The 16,581-nt window shown below is 41.6% G+C and carries 13 protein-coding genes and 1 pseudogene; 10 read left to right on the forward strand and 4 right to left on the reverse strand.

Features of this window, described 5'->3' with window-relative positions; translation table 11 throughout:
* Nucleotides 1-329: 329 nt before the first annotated feature.
* From BKH46_RS09785 to BKH46_RS07210, 6 genes are all read left to right on the forward strand, one after another.
* Nucleotides 330-458 carry a hypothetical protein gene (locus BKH46_RS09785; RefSeq protein ID WP_275542185.1) on the forward strand — a complete coding sequence of 43 codons (129 nt, stop codon included), beginning with the start codon at nt 330-332 and terminating at the stop codon, nt 456-458.
* Nucleotides 448-2,358: a DEAD/DEAH box helicase family protein gene (locus BKH46_RS09825; protein WP_343286598.1), complete on the forward strand. Its 1,911-nt coding sequence runs from the start codon at nt 448-450 to the stop codon at nt 2,356-2,358. Before BKH46_RS09785 ends, BKH46_RS09825 begins: the two co-directional genes overlap by 11 nt.
* The gene (locus BKH46_RS09830; protein ID WP_343286599.1) at nt 2,267-3,433 is read left to right on the forward strand and encodes a hypothetical protein; all 1,167 of its coding nucleotides are present in this window, start codon (nt 2,267-2,269) and stop codon (nt 3,431-3,433) included. Before BKH46_RS09825 ends, BKH46_RS09830 begins: the two co-directional genes overlap by 92 nt.
* Entirely contained in the window at nt 3,426-5,309 is a 1,884-nt protein-coding gene (locus BKH46_RS07200; protein WP_095226158.1) for a site-specific DNA-methyltransferase, read from the forward strand. Before BKH46_RS09830 ends, BKH46_RS07200 begins: the two co-directional genes overlap by 8 nt.
* A gap of 206 nt (nt 5,310-5,515) precedes the next feature.
* Entirely contained in the window at nt 5,516-6,856 is a 1,341-nt protein-coding gene (locus tag BKH46_RS07205; protein WP_095226159.1) for a sodium-dependent transporter, read from the forward strand.
* Nucleotides 6,857-6,865: 9 nt separating this feature from the next.
* A complete protein-coding gene (locus BKH46_RS07210) occupies nt 6,866-8,194 on the forward strand; it encodes a sodium-dependent transporter (protein WP_095226160.1) in 1,329 nt (442 codons plus the stop codon).
* A 191-nt stretch (nt 8,195-8,385) separates the two neighbouring features.
* Here the strand turns inward: BKH46_RS07210 and groL are convergent, their stop codons facing one another.
* Together groL and groES are read right to left on the reverse strand one after the other, a co-directional pair.
* Nucleotides 8,386-10,029 carry a chaperonin GroEL gene (gene groL, locus BKH46_RS07215; RefSeq protein WP_095226161.1) on the reverse strand — a complete coding sequence of 548 codons (1,644 nt, stop codon included), beginning with the start codon at nt 10,027-10,029 and terminating at the stop codon, nt 8,386-8,388.
* Between the two features lie 36 nt (nt 10,030-10,065).
* Nucleotides 10,066-10,335 (reverse strand): annotated as a pseudogene (gene groES, locus BKH46_RS07220) (co-chaperone GroES); the annotation flags it as partial.
* 229 nt (nt 10,336-10,564) lie between these two features.
* Here groES and dnaG point away from each other — a divergent pair.
* Nucleotides 10,565-12,256 (forward strand): DNA primase, encoded by a 1,692-nt coding sequence (dnaG, locus tag BKH46_RS07225; RefSeq protein ID WP_095226163.1) that lies wholly within the window; start codon nt 10,565-10,567, stop codon nt 12,254-12,256.
* A 61-nt stretch (nt 12,257-12,317) separates the two neighbouring features.
* Here the strand turns inward: dnaG and BKH46_RS07230 are convergent, their stop codons facing one another.
* Together BKH46_RS07230 and hisH are read right to left on the reverse strand one after the other, a co-directional pair.
* Nucleotides 12,318-13,598: an MFS transporter gene (locus tag BKH46_RS07230; RefSeq protein WP_095226164.1), complete on the reverse strand. Its 1,281-nt coding sequence runs from the start codon at nt 13,596-13,598 to the stop codon at nt 12,318-12,320.
* Between the two features lie 144 nt (nt 13,599-13,742).
* A complete protein-coding gene (gene hisH, locus BKH46_RS07235; RefSeq protein ID WP_095226165.1) occupies nt 13,743-14,360 on the reverse strand; it encodes an imidazole glycerol phosphate synthase subunit HisH in 618 nt (205 codons plus the stop codon).
* 113 nt (nt 14,361-14,473) lie between these two features.
* Between hisH and BKH46_RS07240 the strand changes: the two genes are divergently transcribed.
* From BKH46_RS07240 to BKH46_RS07250, 3 genes are read left to right on the forward strand one after another with little or no spacing between them, the layout of a single operon-like run.
* Nucleotides 14,474-15,145 carry a response regulator transcription factor gene (locus BKH46_RS07240; RefSeq protein WP_095226166.1) on the forward strand — a complete coding sequence of 224 codons (672 nt, stop codon included), beginning with the start codon at nt 14,474-14,476 and terminating at the stop codon, nt 15,143-15,145.
* A complete protein-coding gene (locus BKH46_RS07245) occupies nt 15,120-16,364 on the forward strand; it encodes a HAMP domain-containing sensor histidine kinase (protein WP_095226167.1) in 1,245 nt (414 codons plus the stop codon). Before BKH46_RS07240 ends, BKH46_RS07245 begins: the two co-directional genes overlap by 26 nt.
* Nucleotides 16,365-16,556 carry a hypothetical protein gene (locus BKH46_RS07250; protein WP_095226168.1) on the forward strand — a complete coding sequence of 64 codons (192 nt, stop codon included), beginning with the start codon at nt 16,365-16,367 and terminating at the stop codon, nt 16,554-16,556. It abuts the gene before it with no gap.
* Nucleotides 16,557-16,581: the final 25 nt, after the last annotated feature.

Here is a 16,581-nt window from a genome sequence, read left to right on the forward strand (position 1 = left end):
CATTTTAGTCCCCCTCCACCCTCCTAGAGGAGAGTTTTGATTTTTAAAATCCAGTAAATCAACTGAATCATCAAGACTAAAATTTGGAGAGCTTTTAGCATTTGATACTCCTTTCTTTGGATTTAAACCAAATCTAAGTTTGTTTTCAAGCTCTCCGACTCTTTTTTTTCATTTGGCTCAAGCACCACTCATCAATATTCCCTCACACCCTCACTTTTCAGAAATTTCTACCTATCGGAGTTTTTAAATCCCCACAATAAGCCATATGCCTGCCTATGCCTAGCATAACTTTTTGTTTTTAAGCCCCTTGAGCTAGTAGAGTTGGTATAATGGAGCTCATCAAAGCTATGGGTAATAAAGCCCTAGAGTATAGAAGCAGTCATTTGAGTGCTAGTTTGTGTGATAGTCAGTGCATAGATGTTGTCACAGAGTCCAAGGAGTCAATCAGTGATTTTTGAAGAGCAAGCATACCAGCAAGAGTGTATCAGAAATATCATCGAAGTTTTGAGAGGTTTTGATTTTAAAAAGCACGATAAACAAACTCTCAAAGATTCTTTGAATCAGTTCTACCATAGCCCAGAGGGGCAGAATATCCCACTCAAAGAAATGAGTGATAAGCTCAATTTAGATATTTTGATGGAAACAGGCACAGGCAAGACTTTCACTTATCTCAATCTGATTTTTGCACTCAATCAAGCCTATAAACAAAATAAATTCATTATTTTTGTCCCTCGTAAGGCGATTTTAGAATCTATCAAACAAAATATTTCCCTCACAAAAGAATACTTTTACCACCAATACAAAAAGCACCTCAAAGCCTATTATTACAGCGATAAAACAAGCATTTCAAATATCATCAATCACTATATCAAAAACTCTGATGAACTCTCGATACTTCTTTTGACCAATAGCAGTATCGATAAAAGTGATAAAAATCTCCTCCACAAGCCCTCTGAAGCCCTTTGTTCTAGCTCTCTTTTGTCTGATGGGGCGTATCAGCCACCCAAGACTTTGAGTATTTTGCAGGCTATTGAGTCCTTGAAGCCTATTTGTATCATCGATGAACCCCATCTCCTTAAGGGCGAGAAGTTTTATCAAGCTTTTAGTGGATTTAACACATTGCATTTCCGTTTTGGTGCGACTTTCCCCAAAGAGGCTGCCCATAAGCTTAGCAACCTCGTGTATTGTTTGGATTCTATCGCAGCTTTTCGGCAGTTTTTAGTCAAGCAGATCCATGTGCATACTCAAGGGACACATAGCCCCTCTCCTGAGCTTATCAGCGTCGATACTAAGGGCAAAAAGGCGACTTTTGAATATTCAAAAGGGGGCATTACGCAACAAAAAGATGTGTTTTATGGAGAAGATGTGGGTGTGAGTTTGGGCTATGAGGGCTATAAGGGCAAGGAGCTTTTGAGAGTGAGTGCTAAAGATGGGGCGATATTGAGCGATCAGACGACTTTACCCCCTCATAAAAACCACTACAGACTAGAAAAAGACCAAATACGGGAGCTTTTAGCCACAAGCATTGATTTGCATTTTGCCAAAGAGCAGTATTTGTTTGCACAAAATATCAAGGCTTTGAGCTTGTTTTTTATCCCAAATATTGATGATTTCAGAGGCGAGTCGCCTTATATCAAAGAGCAGTTTGAGGAGCTTTATAAAGCCAAAAGGGCAGAAGTCTTGGAGCAAGATTTGAGTGAAGCTTATCGTGCTTATTTGGAACGCGATTTTGACTCTGATGGTCAGTTGCGCGTCCATCAAGGGTATTTCAGTGGCGATGGTAAAAATAGCGAGGAGAGGGAAGCTTATGGCGTGGCATTGATTTTAAGGGAAAAAGAGAAATTATTGCGCTTAGATGAGCCTTTGCGATTTGTTTTCAGTGTATGGGCTTTGCAAGAGGGGTGGGATAATCCCAATATATTCACTCTCACTAAGCTTGCTAGCTCTGCAAGTGAGATCTCACGCCACCAGCAAGTTGGGCGCGGGCTAAGACTTTGTGTTGATAATGACCTCAGACGCATTACCCATAGCTATTTGGGCAAGCATACACATAAATTTTTTGATATCAATTATCTTGATGTCGTTATCTCTGCGAAAGAGAGAGCTTTTATCGAGTCCTTGCAAAAAGAAATCCAAGACTCTAGTTTTGGCTTCAATGGAGTGGTATTCAGCCAAGAAATGCTTAAAAATTGGGGGCTAGATAACCTCCAATCTGTAAAATTCATCGCCAAACTTGATGATATGATGTGTATCAAGCCCACTCAAGATGGCAAATACACTCTTGCGCCCCCCCCCCCATATATGCGAGCTTATCAGAGCCGATGGGGTATTCAAGGAGATTTTAGGCGAGCAGTATGAAAATATCCTCGAACATTTTTCTACCCCCACTTTAAAAGAGCAAGTCAAGCCCGCTGCCCTAGCGCAAACAATAGCTATCAAAAAAGATCGTGCCTTAGAGTTTAGAGAGCTTTGGCAAGCAATCAATGCAGCCTGTAAAATCACTTATAAAAATCTCTCTATACAACCACTCATTGACGCTATTGCCAAGGGCTTTGAAGCACAAAAAGAAAGCTTTAATGGTGAGTCCTTTTATTTAGAGTCTAAAATCTATGATGCCTTAAATGATAAAATCATTATCCAAAGCCAAAAATCCCTCCCCCAAAAGAACACCAACAAATACAGCATTTCTTTGATAGAAGAACATCTTTTAGCCTTTGCTCAAGAAAATAAACTCCCTTTGGGGTTTGTGATTTCTGTAGTCAATGCTTTGAGTTATGAATCGTTTCAAAATCTATGGGCATACCCATTTAAGGGATTTAGACTACTAAAAACTACCTTAGAGCAGATGATCCACACTCATGTTATTCAATCAGTTTCTTATGACTTTTCTTCTGTGATCACAATCAGCCCTGATGACTTGCTCTTTGATACCAAAGGAGAGCCTAGGGGAGTGATAGAAGCCAGTAAATTAGGGCGATTCACTGATGAAGTCCTGATCCCACAAGAGAACTATCTATATGAAAAATGTGTCTATGACAGCCAAATAGAAAAGCAAGCCATCACCACAGACCCTGAGAGTATCAATCATCAGACCATCAAGGTATTTGCCAAACTCCCGTGCTTTGAGATCCAAACGCCCTATAAAGCCTATCGACCCGATTTTGCTTATTTGATAGAAGAAGCAGATGGTAGCAAGATATTTTTTGTCTGCGAAACTAAGGGCTATGAAAACTATGGAGATGTTTCTGAGTCTGAGAGGCAAAAGATTGACTATGCTCAGAAATTTTTTGAAGCCCTAGATAAGCATTTGAAAGATGTCAAAGTGATTTTTGCCAAAAGGCTCAACACCCAAAAACTCATCGAAGTGCTAGAAAATGTCCTCAAAGACCATACAAATAAAAAAGACAAAGAAAAAGGAGCAAATCATGATTGATAAAACTTCCCTACAAGAGAGCCAAAAAATCGACCATACCCAACCCAAAGAGCCGCTTTTGACCTTACTGCAAACGCATTTCCCTCAAACTATCAAAGAGGGTAAGCCCGATTTGTCTGCGATTGCTACACTTCTTGGTATCAACAAGAGGGCAAACCACCAAGGTTATGAACTGACTTTCACGGGCAAAGGTTTGGCAAATGCTTTGTATTCTCTCCCCACTGCCCTAGAGCTCAAGCACTGCCCCAAGCTCTCTTTAAACCCCAAAAACAGCACAAGTAGCAACACTCTTATCATCGGGGATAATCTCGATGCCCTCAAACTCCTCAAATCAGCCTATAGCGAATCTATCAAGATGATTTATATCGACCCTCCTTATAACACCAAAAATGAAGATTTCATCTATCCGGATAATTTCAGAGAAGACTATCAAGAGATATTGCGCGGAGTGGGGTTATTAGAGATTTCTGAAGATGGGGTGGAGCGCGAAAGTGAAACATTGAAGTTTTTCAGAAATATCACAGGCTCTAGGAGTCATAGCGGTTGGCTTGCTTTCATGCTCCCACGGCTCAAGCTCGCAAGGGATTTGCTCAAAGATGATGGCGTGATTTTTATCAGCATTGATGATAACGAACAGGCCAATTTGAAGCTACTTTGTGATGAAATTTTTGGTGAGGGGAATTTTGTGGGGGATTTTATCCGTAAGACAAAAAGCACCACAAATGATGCAAAAACGGGCGTTAATTATCAACACGAATTTTTGCTGTGTTATGCCAAAAATAAAGAAAATGTAAATTTACTTGGTGGTCAAAAAGATTTAGATAAATATAAAAATCCTGATAATGATCCAAATGGCGAGTGGGTATTAAGTGATCCGAGTGCCAAGAGTGGAACTATGGAAAATGGTTATTTTGCAGTCAAAAATCCTTATACTGGAAAAGTAGATTATCCCCCAGAAGGGCGTTTTTGGCTTTTTTCACAAAATACAATCCAAAAACATATCGATGAAGGTCGGATTTGCTTTAAAAAAGAGCATAATGAAAATGAGCGTGGATTTATTTATAAACGCTATTTAAAGGATTTGAAAACGACTTTAACTACCTTTGATTCTCTGAAATTTACGCAAAATGAATTCATGAATCAAAATGCCACAAAAGAGCTTTTAGAATTGGGTATAGGTGAATATTTTACATATCCAAAGGGTGTTAATTTTATGCGTGAAATCATTAATCACGCTACAAACAAAGAAGATACTGATATTATCCTAGACTTTTTTGCAGGCTCAGGGACGACAGCTCAGGCTGTGATGGAGCAAAATATCGCTGATGGGGGAAATCGCCAGTTTATCTTAGTCCAGCTCGATGAGCCCATCTGTGAGAAAAAGTCTAAAACAGCCTATGATTTTCTTAAAAACGAGCTAAAATCAGCTCGCCCTGTGATCAGTGATATCACGATCGAACGCATTAGACGCGCAAGCCAAAAGCTCTCTGAAACAAGCAAATCTAGCCTTTTTGAGGGCGTGGGGGATATGGGCTTTGAAGTCTATGCGATGACCCCTAAGCCCCATTTGATCCAATCAGGAGAACACCAGCTAGCACTTTTTTCTCAAAGGCAAGGTCTGAGTAAAAAAGACATCGCTAGAAATCTTGCTTTAGGCACGGGCAAGCCTTTGAGCGCCCCACTTGATGAGATATGCAAAGATAAATTATATTTTTGTGATGGTGCGTATTATCTTTTGGGTGTGGATACACTTGTTTGGGAGCATTTAGAGTCAATCAAACAGATGATTTATATCGATGGCTATGGGGATATTGACCTCCAAGACTTTTTGAATCTGCACGCTATGGGCTCTGGGGGCGTTCAAGTTGTGTATTGAAGGGTTTGAATTTTTAGGAGGGATACAAGGCTTTTGTGTTGGATAAATCTAAGCACAGAGTCGCATTGATGGGATTTGTGTTGTTTTTACTCATTTGTTTTTGATTTTTTGCCTATTATGCTGAGTTTTCACGCATAATTTTGTATACTATTTGTTTCATTTTCACTATACTTTATTTTCACGATATTTTATCTAGGGCAGCAACAATGAGTAATTTTTCAAAATTTGGTTTTATCTTAGCGACTTTAGGCAGCTCGATTGGCTTAGGGCATATCTGGCGCTTTCCGTATATGGCTGGTGTGAGTGGGGGCGGGGGCTTTGTGATTTTGTTTTTGTTCCTCTCTTTGAGTATCGGGGTGGCGATGTTGGTTGCAGAGATGGTGATTGGCCATAGCACAAAGACAAACACAACAGAAGCCTTCAAAGCCCTAGATCCTAGCCCTAAAAAGCGATGGGGCTATGCGGGTATCACGCTCATTGGTGGGCCTTTTATTTTGACATTTTATTCGATCGTGCTCGGCTGGGTGCTGTATTATCTTTTTGTCGTGAGTTTTGACTTGCCTCAAGAAATCAGTGCGTCTGAAATGCGTTTCAATCATCTTTTGAGCGATGGGCTTTGGTCGCAGATTTTGGGCTTTTCTGGCGTGCTAGCGATTACGGGCTGGGTCGTATCAAGAGGTATCAAAGATGGCATTGAAAAGCTCAATTTTGTGCTCATGCCCTTGCTTTTTGTGATTTTTATCGGTTTGCTGGTGTATGCGATGGGTATGCCCTCATTTGGCAAGGCTTTTGATTTTATGTTTGCTTTCCGCTTAGAAGACATCACGACAAATGTTTTGGTCGCCTCTTTGGGGCAGGTATTTTTCTCGCTCAGCCTTGGTGTGGGGATTATCATCACTTATGCAGCCTCCACACACAAAAAGCAAAACCTCCTCAAAAGTGCGATATGGGTGGTCGTGCCTGGGATTTTGATTTCATTGATTGCGGGCTTGATGATATTTACCTTTGTTTTTGAATATGGTGCACAAGTTTCTCAAGGACCAGGGCTTGTCTTTGTTTCGCTGCCTTTGGTGTTTGGAAAGATGGGCTTGGTGGGTAATGTCATTTCTGTGCTGTTTTTGTGTGCCTTGGGCTTTGCAGGGATCACTTCAACAATCTCTCTGCTAGAGCCCTCTGTGATGTATATCATCGATAGATTCAAAATCAAGCGATTTAGTGCGACTTGGCTTGTGGTGCTAGCGATTTATATCTGCGGCTTGCTTTTGATATTATCGCTCAATAAAGATTATGCGCCTTCTCTGACATATTTCCATAAAAGCTTGTTTGATTGGGTGGATTTTTCTTCTTCAGCAATCGTAATGCCCTTAGGTGGGTTCTTGTCTGTGGTATTTGTCGGCTGGGTGATAGGCAGAGAGAGGGTGTATGCTTTGAGTGCGCATTTTTTATCCCCGAAGATGTTTGCGTTGTGGTATTTTATCTTGCGTTATATTGCGCCTTTGGTGGTGCTTGTGATTTGGCTTGCTAAAATCTTAGAGATATTTGCATAAAGGTCTGTTTTGGCTAATTTTTCAAAATTTGGTTTTATCTTAGCGACTTTGGGTAGCTCGATTGGCTTAGGGCATATCTGGCGTTTTCCGTATATGGCTGGGAGCAATGGTGGGAGTGCCTTTGTGGTGCTGTATTTGTTCTTGACTCTCTCAGTGGGCGTATCGATGCTTTTAGCTGATATGATGATTGGCAATCAAGGGCGAAAAGACGCTGTGAGTTGCTATAAAAAGCTCGATACAAGCCCTTATCAATGCTGGAGGATCAGCGGGATTTTTTTGATAGGTGGGCCTCTTGTTTTATCGTTTTATGCTGTGGTGCTAGGCTGGGTGCTGTATTATCTTTTTATCGTGAGTTTCAACCTGCCTGTGAGCTTGGAGCAATCACAAGCGCAATTTAGCACACTCAAAGACCAGAGTATCGCTTGGCAGGTGGGGGGCTTTAGCGTGTGCTTGTTTGTAACGGCGTGGATTGTATCAAAAGGTATCAAAGATGGCATTGAAAAGCTCAATTTTGTGCTCATGCCCTTGCTTTTTGTGATTTTTATCGGTTTGCTGGTGTATGCGATGGGTATGCCCTCATTTGGCAAGGCTTTTGATTTTATGTTTGCCTTCCAGCCTGAAAAAATCACGCTCAATGTTTTGATTGCTTCTTTGGGGCAGGTATTTTTCTCGCTCAGCCTTGGTGTTGGGACTATTATCACTTACGCATCTTGCACGCGATCTGATGAAAACCTCTTAAAAAGCTCTCTATGGGTGGTCGTGCCAGGGATTTTGATTTCATTGATTGCGGGCTTGATGATATTTACTTTTATCTTTGAATATGGTGGGACACCTCAAGAGGGTGCGGGGCTTGTGTTTATTTCGCTGCCTTTGGTGTTTGCGGCCATGGGATTAGCGGGTAATGTTATTTCTGTGCTGTTTTTGGCTGCGTTGATATTTGCAGGGATCACTTCAACGGTTTCTTTGCTTGAGCCTTTTGTGATGTATCTCATCAATCGCTTTGGTTTTAGCCGTGTTCGAGCGACTTTTTGGGTGAGCTTGGGCGTGTATGTGATTGGGCTTTTGGTGATTATTTCACTCAATGCGCAGTATGCGAGTGTGCTGAGCTTTTGGGGACGCGATATATTTGGCTGGATAGATTTCATCACTTCTTCTGTGCTCATGCCTTTAGGTGGGTTGTTTTCTATGGTTTTTGTTAGCTGGGTGATAGGCAAGAAGAGGGCGTATAGCTTTTGTAAGCATTTTTTATCCCCAAGGTTATTTGCATTATGGTTTTTTATCGTTCGTTATATCGCTCCGATAGTGATTTTAGCGATTTTGCTCTTACATCTTCAGTGAATATCTCAGACATATATAAACAATAGACAAGCCACGATACAAGCATAAAATAAGAGATTAAAAAGATTCAAATCAGAGGAATAAAAGAGTCATCAAAAGAAGTGAAAAGCAGCCCCAAAGGCTAGTTTGTATCTAGCTTTGAGTGCTACTTGTTTGAAAAGAGCGTGGTTTTGCTTGTAAGCAAGGGGGTATTACATCATGCCACCCATGCCACCCATACCGCCCATTCCACCCATATCAGGCATTGCTGGGGCTGGCTTGTCTTCTTTGATTTCATTGACAGTTGCTTCAGTTGTCAAGAGCAAGCTCGATACAGATACAGCATTTTGGAGTGCTACTCTAGCGACTTTGAGTGGGTCGATAATACCGACTTTAAACATATCGACATATTCGCCATTGCTTGCGTTGAAACCAAAAGATTCTTTGCCTTTTTCCACTTCATTGACCACAACACCTGCGTCATAGCCCGCATTAGAAGCGATTTGTGCAAGGGGAGCTTTGATAGCGCGTTTGATGATTTCATAGCCAATGAGCTCATCATCTGTGAGTTTGAGCTTGACTTTTTGTGCTGCACGGATAAGCGCTGCACCCCCACCGATAACGATCCCTTCTTCTACAGCAGCTTTAGTTGCTGAGAGGGCATCATCGACACGATCTTTTTTCTCTTTCATTTCTACTTCAGAGGCCGCACCTACTTTGATAACAGCAACCCCACCGCTAAGCTTTGCAAGTCTTTCTTGGAGTTTTTCTCTGTCATAATCACTGGTAGTGGCTTCGATTTGAGTTTTGATCTGTGCGACACGATCTTTGACTTCGTTTTTGCTGCCTTTGCCATCGACGATAGTTGTATTGTCTTTGTCGATAACGATACGCGCAGCTTGACCAAGATCGCTGATTTGTGCGTTTTCTAGAGTTTTGCCAAGCTCTTCAGAGATGACTTGACCGCCTGTGAGGACAGCAATATCTTTGAGCATTTCTTTGCGTCTGTCACCAAAACCCGGAGCCTTGATAGCTGCGACATTTAAGACACCTCGAAGTTTATTGACTACAAGTGTGGTGAGTGCTTCACCCTCGATATCTTCAGCGATAATCAGTAGTGGCTTGCCCCCTTTCATTGTCGCTTCAAGCAAAGGCAGAATATCTTTCATACTTGAGATTTTTTTGTCTGTTAAAAGGACATAGGCATTTTCAAGCTGAGTAGTCATCTTCTCTGGGTTGGTGACAAAATAAGGAGAGAGATACCCACGATCAAACTGCATACCCTCTACAACGCTGAGTTCATCATTGATACCTTTAGCTTCTTCAACTGTGATCACGCCATCTTTGCCGACTTTTTCCATTGCTTCAGCAATCAAAGCACCAATTTTTTCATCAGAGTTTGCTGAGATCGTAGCGACTTGAGCGATTTCTGATTTACCACCAACTTTTTTGCTGGCTTTTTTGAGCTCAGCAATGATAGCTTCGCTTGCTTTGTCCATACCTCTTTTGACTTCGATGGGGTTAGCCCCTGCAGTGATGTTTCGCAAGCCCTCTTTGAAGATACTATAAGCCAATACCGTAGCTGTAGTTGTGCCATCTCCGGCTGCATCAGCTGTTTTACTAGCAACTTCTTTGACAAGTTGCGCACCCATATTAGCGATAGGATCAGCCAATTCGATTTCTTTAGCCACGCTCACGCCATCTTTTGTGATCGCAGGAGCACCATAGCTTTTTTGGATCAAGACATTGCGACCTCTAGGCCCCATAGTTACCTTGACAGCGTCGCTGAGTTGCTTCACACCTTCAAAAAGTTTATTCCTTGCAGAATCTGAAAATTTGATTTCTTTGCTAGCCATTTTTTACTCCTTAATATTTGAATTTTAGATTTATTTACTCAAAACGCCCAAGACATCTTCTAAGTCGAGCACAATATATTCTTTGTTGTCGAGTTTGATTTCACTGCCTTTGTATTTGCCAAAAACAATTGTATCGCCCTCACGCACGCACTTGCACTCATCGCTAACTTTCTTGCTAAGAGCTTTGACAACGCCCATAAGAGGTTTTTCTTTAGCATTGTCAGGAATAATGATTCCAGAGCTTGTTTTGTTCTCTTCCTCAAGCCTTTCGACCAAGATTCTTTCACCCAATGGTTTGAATTTCATGTGTTTCTCCTTGTGTATTCAAGATTTAAGTTTATCCAGAAATTAGCACTTAAAAAATTTAAGTGCCATTATTATAATAGATTTTATCCAATAAGTCAATATGTTATAACAAGTATATAAAATAACATTAGTCTATATGACTAAATATTAATATATCAATATCTGATAAGTTTTTGCGTGCAAGCAGGGGAATTTCTTGGTAAAATTAGACCAAAAAACTAGGGACAAAATGATCACGCAATTATCTATAGAGGGCTTGAAACAAGTGATCGATATTATCGATGTGATCGGTGGGTATATCGAGCTCAAAAGAGTGGGGAGTAATTTCAGTGCTTGCTGTCCTTTCCACGATGAAAAAACCCCTAGTTTTATTGTCAATCGCACCAAAGGGCTGTATCATTGCTATGGCTGCGGGGTTGGTGGAGATGCGATCAAGTTTGTGATGGAATATGAAAAAATAAGCTTTGCTGAAGCTGTTGAAAAGATTGCTGAAATATGCAACTACCCCCTAGAGTATGAAAAAAGCACGATTTTACGCAAAGATGATTCGAAGTTATTAGAAGCAATGGCGAGGTTTTATCACAAACGCCTTTTGGAGCTAGCACCTTATAGGGAGTATCTTTTGCAAAGGGGTGTGAGCGAGGCTTCGATTGAAAAATTTACCTTGGGTTTTTGCGGGGCTAGTTTTGAGAGTGTGCGGTTTGTGCAAGATAATGGGCTTTCTAAAGATGAGTTGGTCGCATTAGGCGTGCTTGGTGAGGATCAAGCGCGGGTGTATGCGCGTTTTGCTGAGAGGATTATGTTCCCTATCCACTCGCCCAATGGCAAGGTTGTGGGCTTTGGTGGTCGGACGCTCAAAGAGGGGCTAGCAAAATATATCAACTCCCCCCAAAGCAAGCAATTCAATAAATCTAAGCTCCTTTATGGCTATCATATCGCTAAAGAGCATATCTATAAATACAATCAAATCATCATCACTGAGGGGTATTTAGATGTGATTTTGCTCCATCAAGCAGGCTTCAATACAGCAGTGGCTACACTCGGCACAGCGCTCACTTCTGAACATCTCCCTCTTTTGGCTAAAGGCTCTCCAAAGATTATTTTGAGCTATGATGGGGATAAGGCAGGGATAAATGCGGCCTTGAGGGCTTCAGAGATGTTGGCTAAAGAAAGCAAGACAGGAGGTGTGGTGATTTTTGAGGGTGGGTTGGATCCTGCTGATATGGTTGTGCAAAAAAAGACCGATGTCCTCCAAGCACTTTTTTCCAAGCCTATGCCTTTTATCGAGTTTGTGCTCACTCAGCTCGGTCAGAGGTATGATTTGAACGATCCTTTGCAAAAGCAAAATGCCCTCCAAGAGGCGTTGAAATTTTTGCACACACTCACGCCACTTTTGCAAGAAGAATATAAGGGCTTTATAGCCCAAATCCTCAAAGTCCCTCCCCATCTTATCACCACACATTACAAAGGCAATGCTAAATCTCTAGCTTATCGCAAGCCCTCTATCAAACCCTCTAGCAAACCCCTATCCCCCTTGTCTTCTTATCCTTTAAGGCAAGATGATTCAAGGCTTGAGAGCTTAGTGATCAAATATATCTTAGAGGATAGAATGCTTTTAGATCGGGCAATAGAATATGTTGATGTGCGGGCTTTTGTGCATAAGGGCAAAGAGTTTGACGCGCTTTGCAGAGGGGATTTTGAGTATGAGGGCTTGATTGGCATTGCCCTTGATGAGGGGTTATTGCTGCGAGAAGATGGGTTTGAACAAGAGCTTTTGTTGCTTTTACTGGCCTATCAGCAGCGCAAACTCTCGAGTTTCTTGCAAGAAACTCATTTGAGCTTTGAAGAAAAGAGCTTTTGGATCCAAAAAACTAAAGACAATATCATACGCTTACGCAAAGGCGAGCTAATCCCGATATAAAACCCTTATCAAAACCTTATAAAAAGGCTTTGATGGCTTGTGCTTTGAAAGCCCTCGATACTCAATCGAGTTGGGTCTTTTTGGGCAAGCACCAAGCGATGGCAAAGCAAAGCACTAGCATGATGATGATATAGATGAAAAATCCATTTTCTATGCCGTGGCTTTTGAACTGCAGGGCAAAATAAGGCGCAGTCCCGCCAAAGAGCGTATTGCCAATAGCATAAGAAAGCCCCGTCCCTAAAGCCCGCACTTCCACAGGGAAAAGCTCAGCTTTAATCACCCCTGCGACTGAAGTATAAAAACTCAAAATCACCAAAGAAAGTGTGATGATTAAAAACGCACCCATAGGGGATTGGATATTTGCTAATGTGCTTAAGATTGGATAGGTAGCGATGATACCCAATGCAGAGAATAAAATCAGAGAGTTTTTGCGACCGATTTTATCGCCTAAAGCGCCAAAAAGTGGCTGGAAAAGCATATAGCAAAAGAGCGCACCAAGCATAATATAATTTGCTGTTTGAGAGTGCAGACCTGCTGTGTTGATCATAAAAGTTTTTGTGTAGGTTGTGAAGGTATAAAAACAAAGCGAGCCACCAGCTGTAAAGCCCAAGATCATCAAAAAGGGCTTTTTATATTTCCATAAAGCCCTAAGACTCCCTCTGTCTTTGTGCTTTTGGATATTTTGAGCGCCCTCATACACATTTGCGCTCTCGTGCATATTTTTTCTGACTAGCAGCGAGAGCAGTGCTAACACACCACCAAACACAAAAAGAATCCGCCAAGCATAATCGCCGAGCTCTTCAGGAGTAAAGATGATTTCCATCACCACAGCAGAAAAAACAGCAAGCAGTTGTCCGCCGATGAGCGTTACATATTGAAATGAAGAATAAAATCCCCGATGACCCTTGCTCCCTAGCTCAGAGAGATAAGTCGCTGCGATACCGTATTCTCCTCCGACACTCAAGCCTTGAATCAGCCTAGCTAGTAGCAAAAGGATAATCGCTCCATCACCGAGTGTGGCTTTAGTGGGTAGGGCAGCGATGAGAAAAGAGCCGATAGCCATTAAGATGATCGAATATAACATAGATTTTTTGCGACCGATTTTATCAGCGAGCGAGCCAAAGAGCCAGCTCCCAATCGGCCGCATTAAAAAGCCCAGTGCAAAGATAGCAAACGCTGCAATGAGTGCAATGGTTGGGTTAGAAGATGCAGAAAAATGGTGGGCAAAATAATGCGCGCTGAACGCATAGATATAAAAATCATACCACTCTACGAGATTCCCTGAAGACGCAGCGATGATAGAAGTGATTTTTTGTTTTTTGCTTAAAGTTTGTGATGGCATTGAAGACCTTTTTTGATAGATTTGGTAGTTTGTTGGTTGAATAGTCAGAGATTATTACATAAAAATATTTCTGATAGGAGTAAATTTATTCTAATTTATTGCTCTATTTGTAAAAAAGTAACATTTTTACTCTCAAACTAACCCCTAAAGTGCAGCAAATTGACTCAAGATTTTTAGGCCTATGTGGTGGGATTTTTCGGGGTGGGGCTGGAGTCCTAAGATATTGTCTTTAGCGATGATAGCAGGGAAGGGGTCGCCATATGTGCAAGTTGCTAGTAGATCTTTTGGGTCAGCACAGAGTGCGTGATAGCTATGGACAAAGTAGAGATAGCTCCCATCAGGGATATGGGCTAAGAGGGGGTGTGTTTTGCCTTGAGGGGAGAAATGGCAGGTGTTCCACCCCATGTGGGGGATTTTTAAGTTTTTTTGCTCGCTAAATTTGATGACCTCACCCCGCACAAGCCCTAAGCCTTGATGTTCGCCAAATTCAAAGCTCTTTTCAAAAAGCAGCTGCATACCCAGACAAATCCCCATCATATAGCCCCCCTTAGCAGCAAAGTCTTTGATAGCTTCTTGCATACCTGTGGTTTTGAGATTTGTCATCGCATCGCCAAAAGCCCCCACACCCGGTAAGATGAGTTTGTCATATCGAGAGATTTTGTCAGCATCGGCTTGGATTTGTGCTTGGACACCGACAGCATTGAAGGCGTTTTGGACACTAGCGAGATTCCCCATATTGTAGTTGATGATACCAATTTGCATTTGTTTTACTTTAAAATTTGTGATGATTTTTGTGTATTATAAGGTAAATTACTATAATTTTCTATATTGAGTCTATCATTGAGTCTGTATGGAGTCTATGATGAGGGGTTGTGATGGGGCATAAGATACTTTTGTTGGAAGATGATTTTTTGCTTTCTGAGATTGTTCGGGAGTTTTTGTGCGAACATCAGCTTGAAGTTTGCCATTGTGAGGGGGCTAAGGAGGCTTTGGATTTGGGATATGAAAATAACTTTGATCTTTATTTGTTTGATGTGATGGTTGATGGGGGTGATGGTTTTGAAGTCTTAGATATGCTGCGTAAAGCGGGCAAGAAAACGCCAGCGATTTTTATCACTTCGCTCTCAAGTATGCAAGATCTGCAAGCAGGCTATCAGAGTGGTTGTGATGATTATATCCGTAAGCCTTTTGAACTCAATGAGCTTTTGTTGCGTATTTATGCGCTTTTGAAACGCAAATTTGCCCATATCAGTGAAGATTTTGAAGACTTTGGAAATGGCGTGCGCTTTGAGCTGCATACTAAGCTTGTCTATAGGGGCAAGGATATTGTGTTTTTGCCTAAAAAAGAAATCGAGCTTTTGAATATCTTGCTCCAAAAGCCCAATCAATTCATCAGCCAACAAGAGATTTTTGAGCGGCTTTGGGAGTATGGCGAAGAGCCTAGCGATATGAGTTTGCGTGTGTATATCAAAAACTTACGTTTTTTAATTGGCAAGGATAAAATCATCAATCAAAGGGGCAATGGGTATTGTTATGTCAAATGCTGAAGAACGATCTGTCATCACTAAGATATTGAGTCTTTATCTGCTGACAACTTTTATTTTTCTGAGTATTCTTTTTGGGCTGTATTACAACAAAGGGTATGATGGGATTATCCACGATAAGGCCAATGACTTGCGTGAGGATTTTGTGGGGCTTACAAGGATTATTGATCGGAGTGGTAAGTTTGATACGGCTGTGTTTAAAAAGGTGCAGGCATTGGGCTTGAATTTAGAATTTATCATTTATGATAAATCGGGCAAGGTGCTTTATGATGGGCTAGGGCTCAAGCTCGATAAAAAGAAATTCAAAAAGATCCGTAAAAATGGTGCATATGTCGTTGATGGCTATGTGCTGATTGATTTTAATCCTCTGATCCGATACAAACACCATAAAAATATCTATCCTTTCACGCCCCCGCCATCTTTTGATTATCAGATCGTGATGAAAGGCGCTTATATTGTCCCTGAGATTTGGAGTTTGCGCTTGATGACTGCGGGATTGCTTTTATTGTGCTTGTTGTGCGTGGGCGTGGTCGCTTATTTCTTGCTCTGGCTTTCTTTGCGCCCGCTGAAAGATAAAATCACTATGCTCAATCGTTTCATCAAAGACAGCACACACGAGATCAATACCCCTGTAAGCGTGATTTTGATGAGTATTGAGCGTTTGGGTAAGGAGGGGCTAAAGAGCGATGATCTCAAAAAAATCGAACGCATCCATATCGCAGCTAAAACCATTGCTAATATCTATCAAAATCTCGTGCTCTATAGTTTTTCTAAAAATATCGGACAAGACACGCACATAGACCTCAAAGAGATTTTAGAGCAGAGATTGGAGTTTTTCACGCCATTGCTTGTGCATAAAAACTTAGAGCTACTCACAGACTTAAAGCCTGCAAGTATTTATGCGAGCAAAGACGCGCTCCGATGTATTATCGATAATCTTTTGAGTAATGCAATCAAATACAACAAAAAAGGCGGGAAAATCCAAGTAACACTCCAAGCTTCAAGCCTGCGTATCAGCGATAGTGGGGTGGGGATTGATGGAAGGGAGATAGATAAGATTTTTGATCGTTATCGACGTTGTGATACCTCTCAAGGGGGGTTTGGTATCGGCTTGGCATTGGTCGGAGAGCTGTGCGCGCGTTATGGTATCAAGATCACTTGTGTGAGCAAGCTAGGTATTGGGAGCACATTTATTTTGGACTTTGATGGGAGCGGGGCTTAAATGGGGGATTTGGGCGAGTATGTGGATTTGGGCAAGTGTGGGAATATGTGGGTTTGGGCGAGTGTGGTTCAAATGGGAATTTGGGGAATATGTGGGGGTATGAGGGTTTGGGGGGCGTTGTTTGGGCTTGCCACGCCACGCCCCTATTTTTTGTTTTTCAGAATTAAAGCCTTAGAGCCTTTGGGGCTCTAGAGGGCTTCTCTATAGCTTCTCTAGG

It is taken from the genome of Helicobacter sp. 12S02634-8, from assembly GCF_002272865.1.
Lineage (GTDB): Bacteria > Campylobacterota > Campylobacteria > Campylobacterales > Helicobacteraceae > Helicobacter_J.

Coding starts and splice junctions, on each gene's coding strand:
- BKH46_RS07240 (WP_095226166.1), top strand. CDS start 14,474: ATGGGGCATAAGATACTTTTGTTGGAAGATGATTTTTTGCTTTCTGAG.
- BKH46_RS07205 (WP_095226159.1), top strand. CDS start 5,516: ATGAGTAATTTTTCAAAATTTGGTTTTATCTTAGCGACTTTAGGCAGC.
- BKH46_RS07230 (WP_095226164.1), bottom strand. CDS start 13,598: ATGCCATCACAAACTTTAAGCAAAAAACAAAAAATCACTTCTATCATC.
- dnaG (WP_095226163.1), top strand. CDS start 10,565: ATGATCACGCAATTATCTATAGAGGGCTTGAAACAAGTGATCGATATT.
- BKH46_RS07200 (WP_095226158.1), top strand. CDS start 3,426: ATGATTGATAAAACTTCCCTACAAGAGAGCCAAAAAATCGACCATACC.
- BKH46_RS07250 (WP_095226168.1), top strand. CDS start 16,365: ATGGGGGATTTGGGCGAGTATGTGGATTTGGGCAAGTGTGGGAATATG.
- groL (WP_095226161.1), bottom strand. CDS start 10,029: ATGGCTAGCAAAGAAATCAAATTTTCAGATTCTGCAAGGAATAAACTT.
- BKH46_RS09830 (WP_343286599.1), top strand. CDS start 2,267: ATGGCAAATACACTCTTGCGCCCCCCCCCCCATATATGCGAGCTTATC.
- hisH (WP_095226165.1), bottom strand. CDS start 14,360: ATGCAAATTGGTATCATCAACTACAATATGGGGAATCTCGCTAGTGTC.
- BKH46_RS07245 (WP_095226167.1), top strand. CDS start 15,120: ATGGGTATTGTTATGTCAAATGCTGAAGAACGATCTGTCATCACTAAG.
- BKH46_RS09785 (WP_275542185.1), top strand. CDS start 330: ATGGAGCTCATCAAAGCTATGGGTAATAAAGCCCTAGAGTATAGAAGC.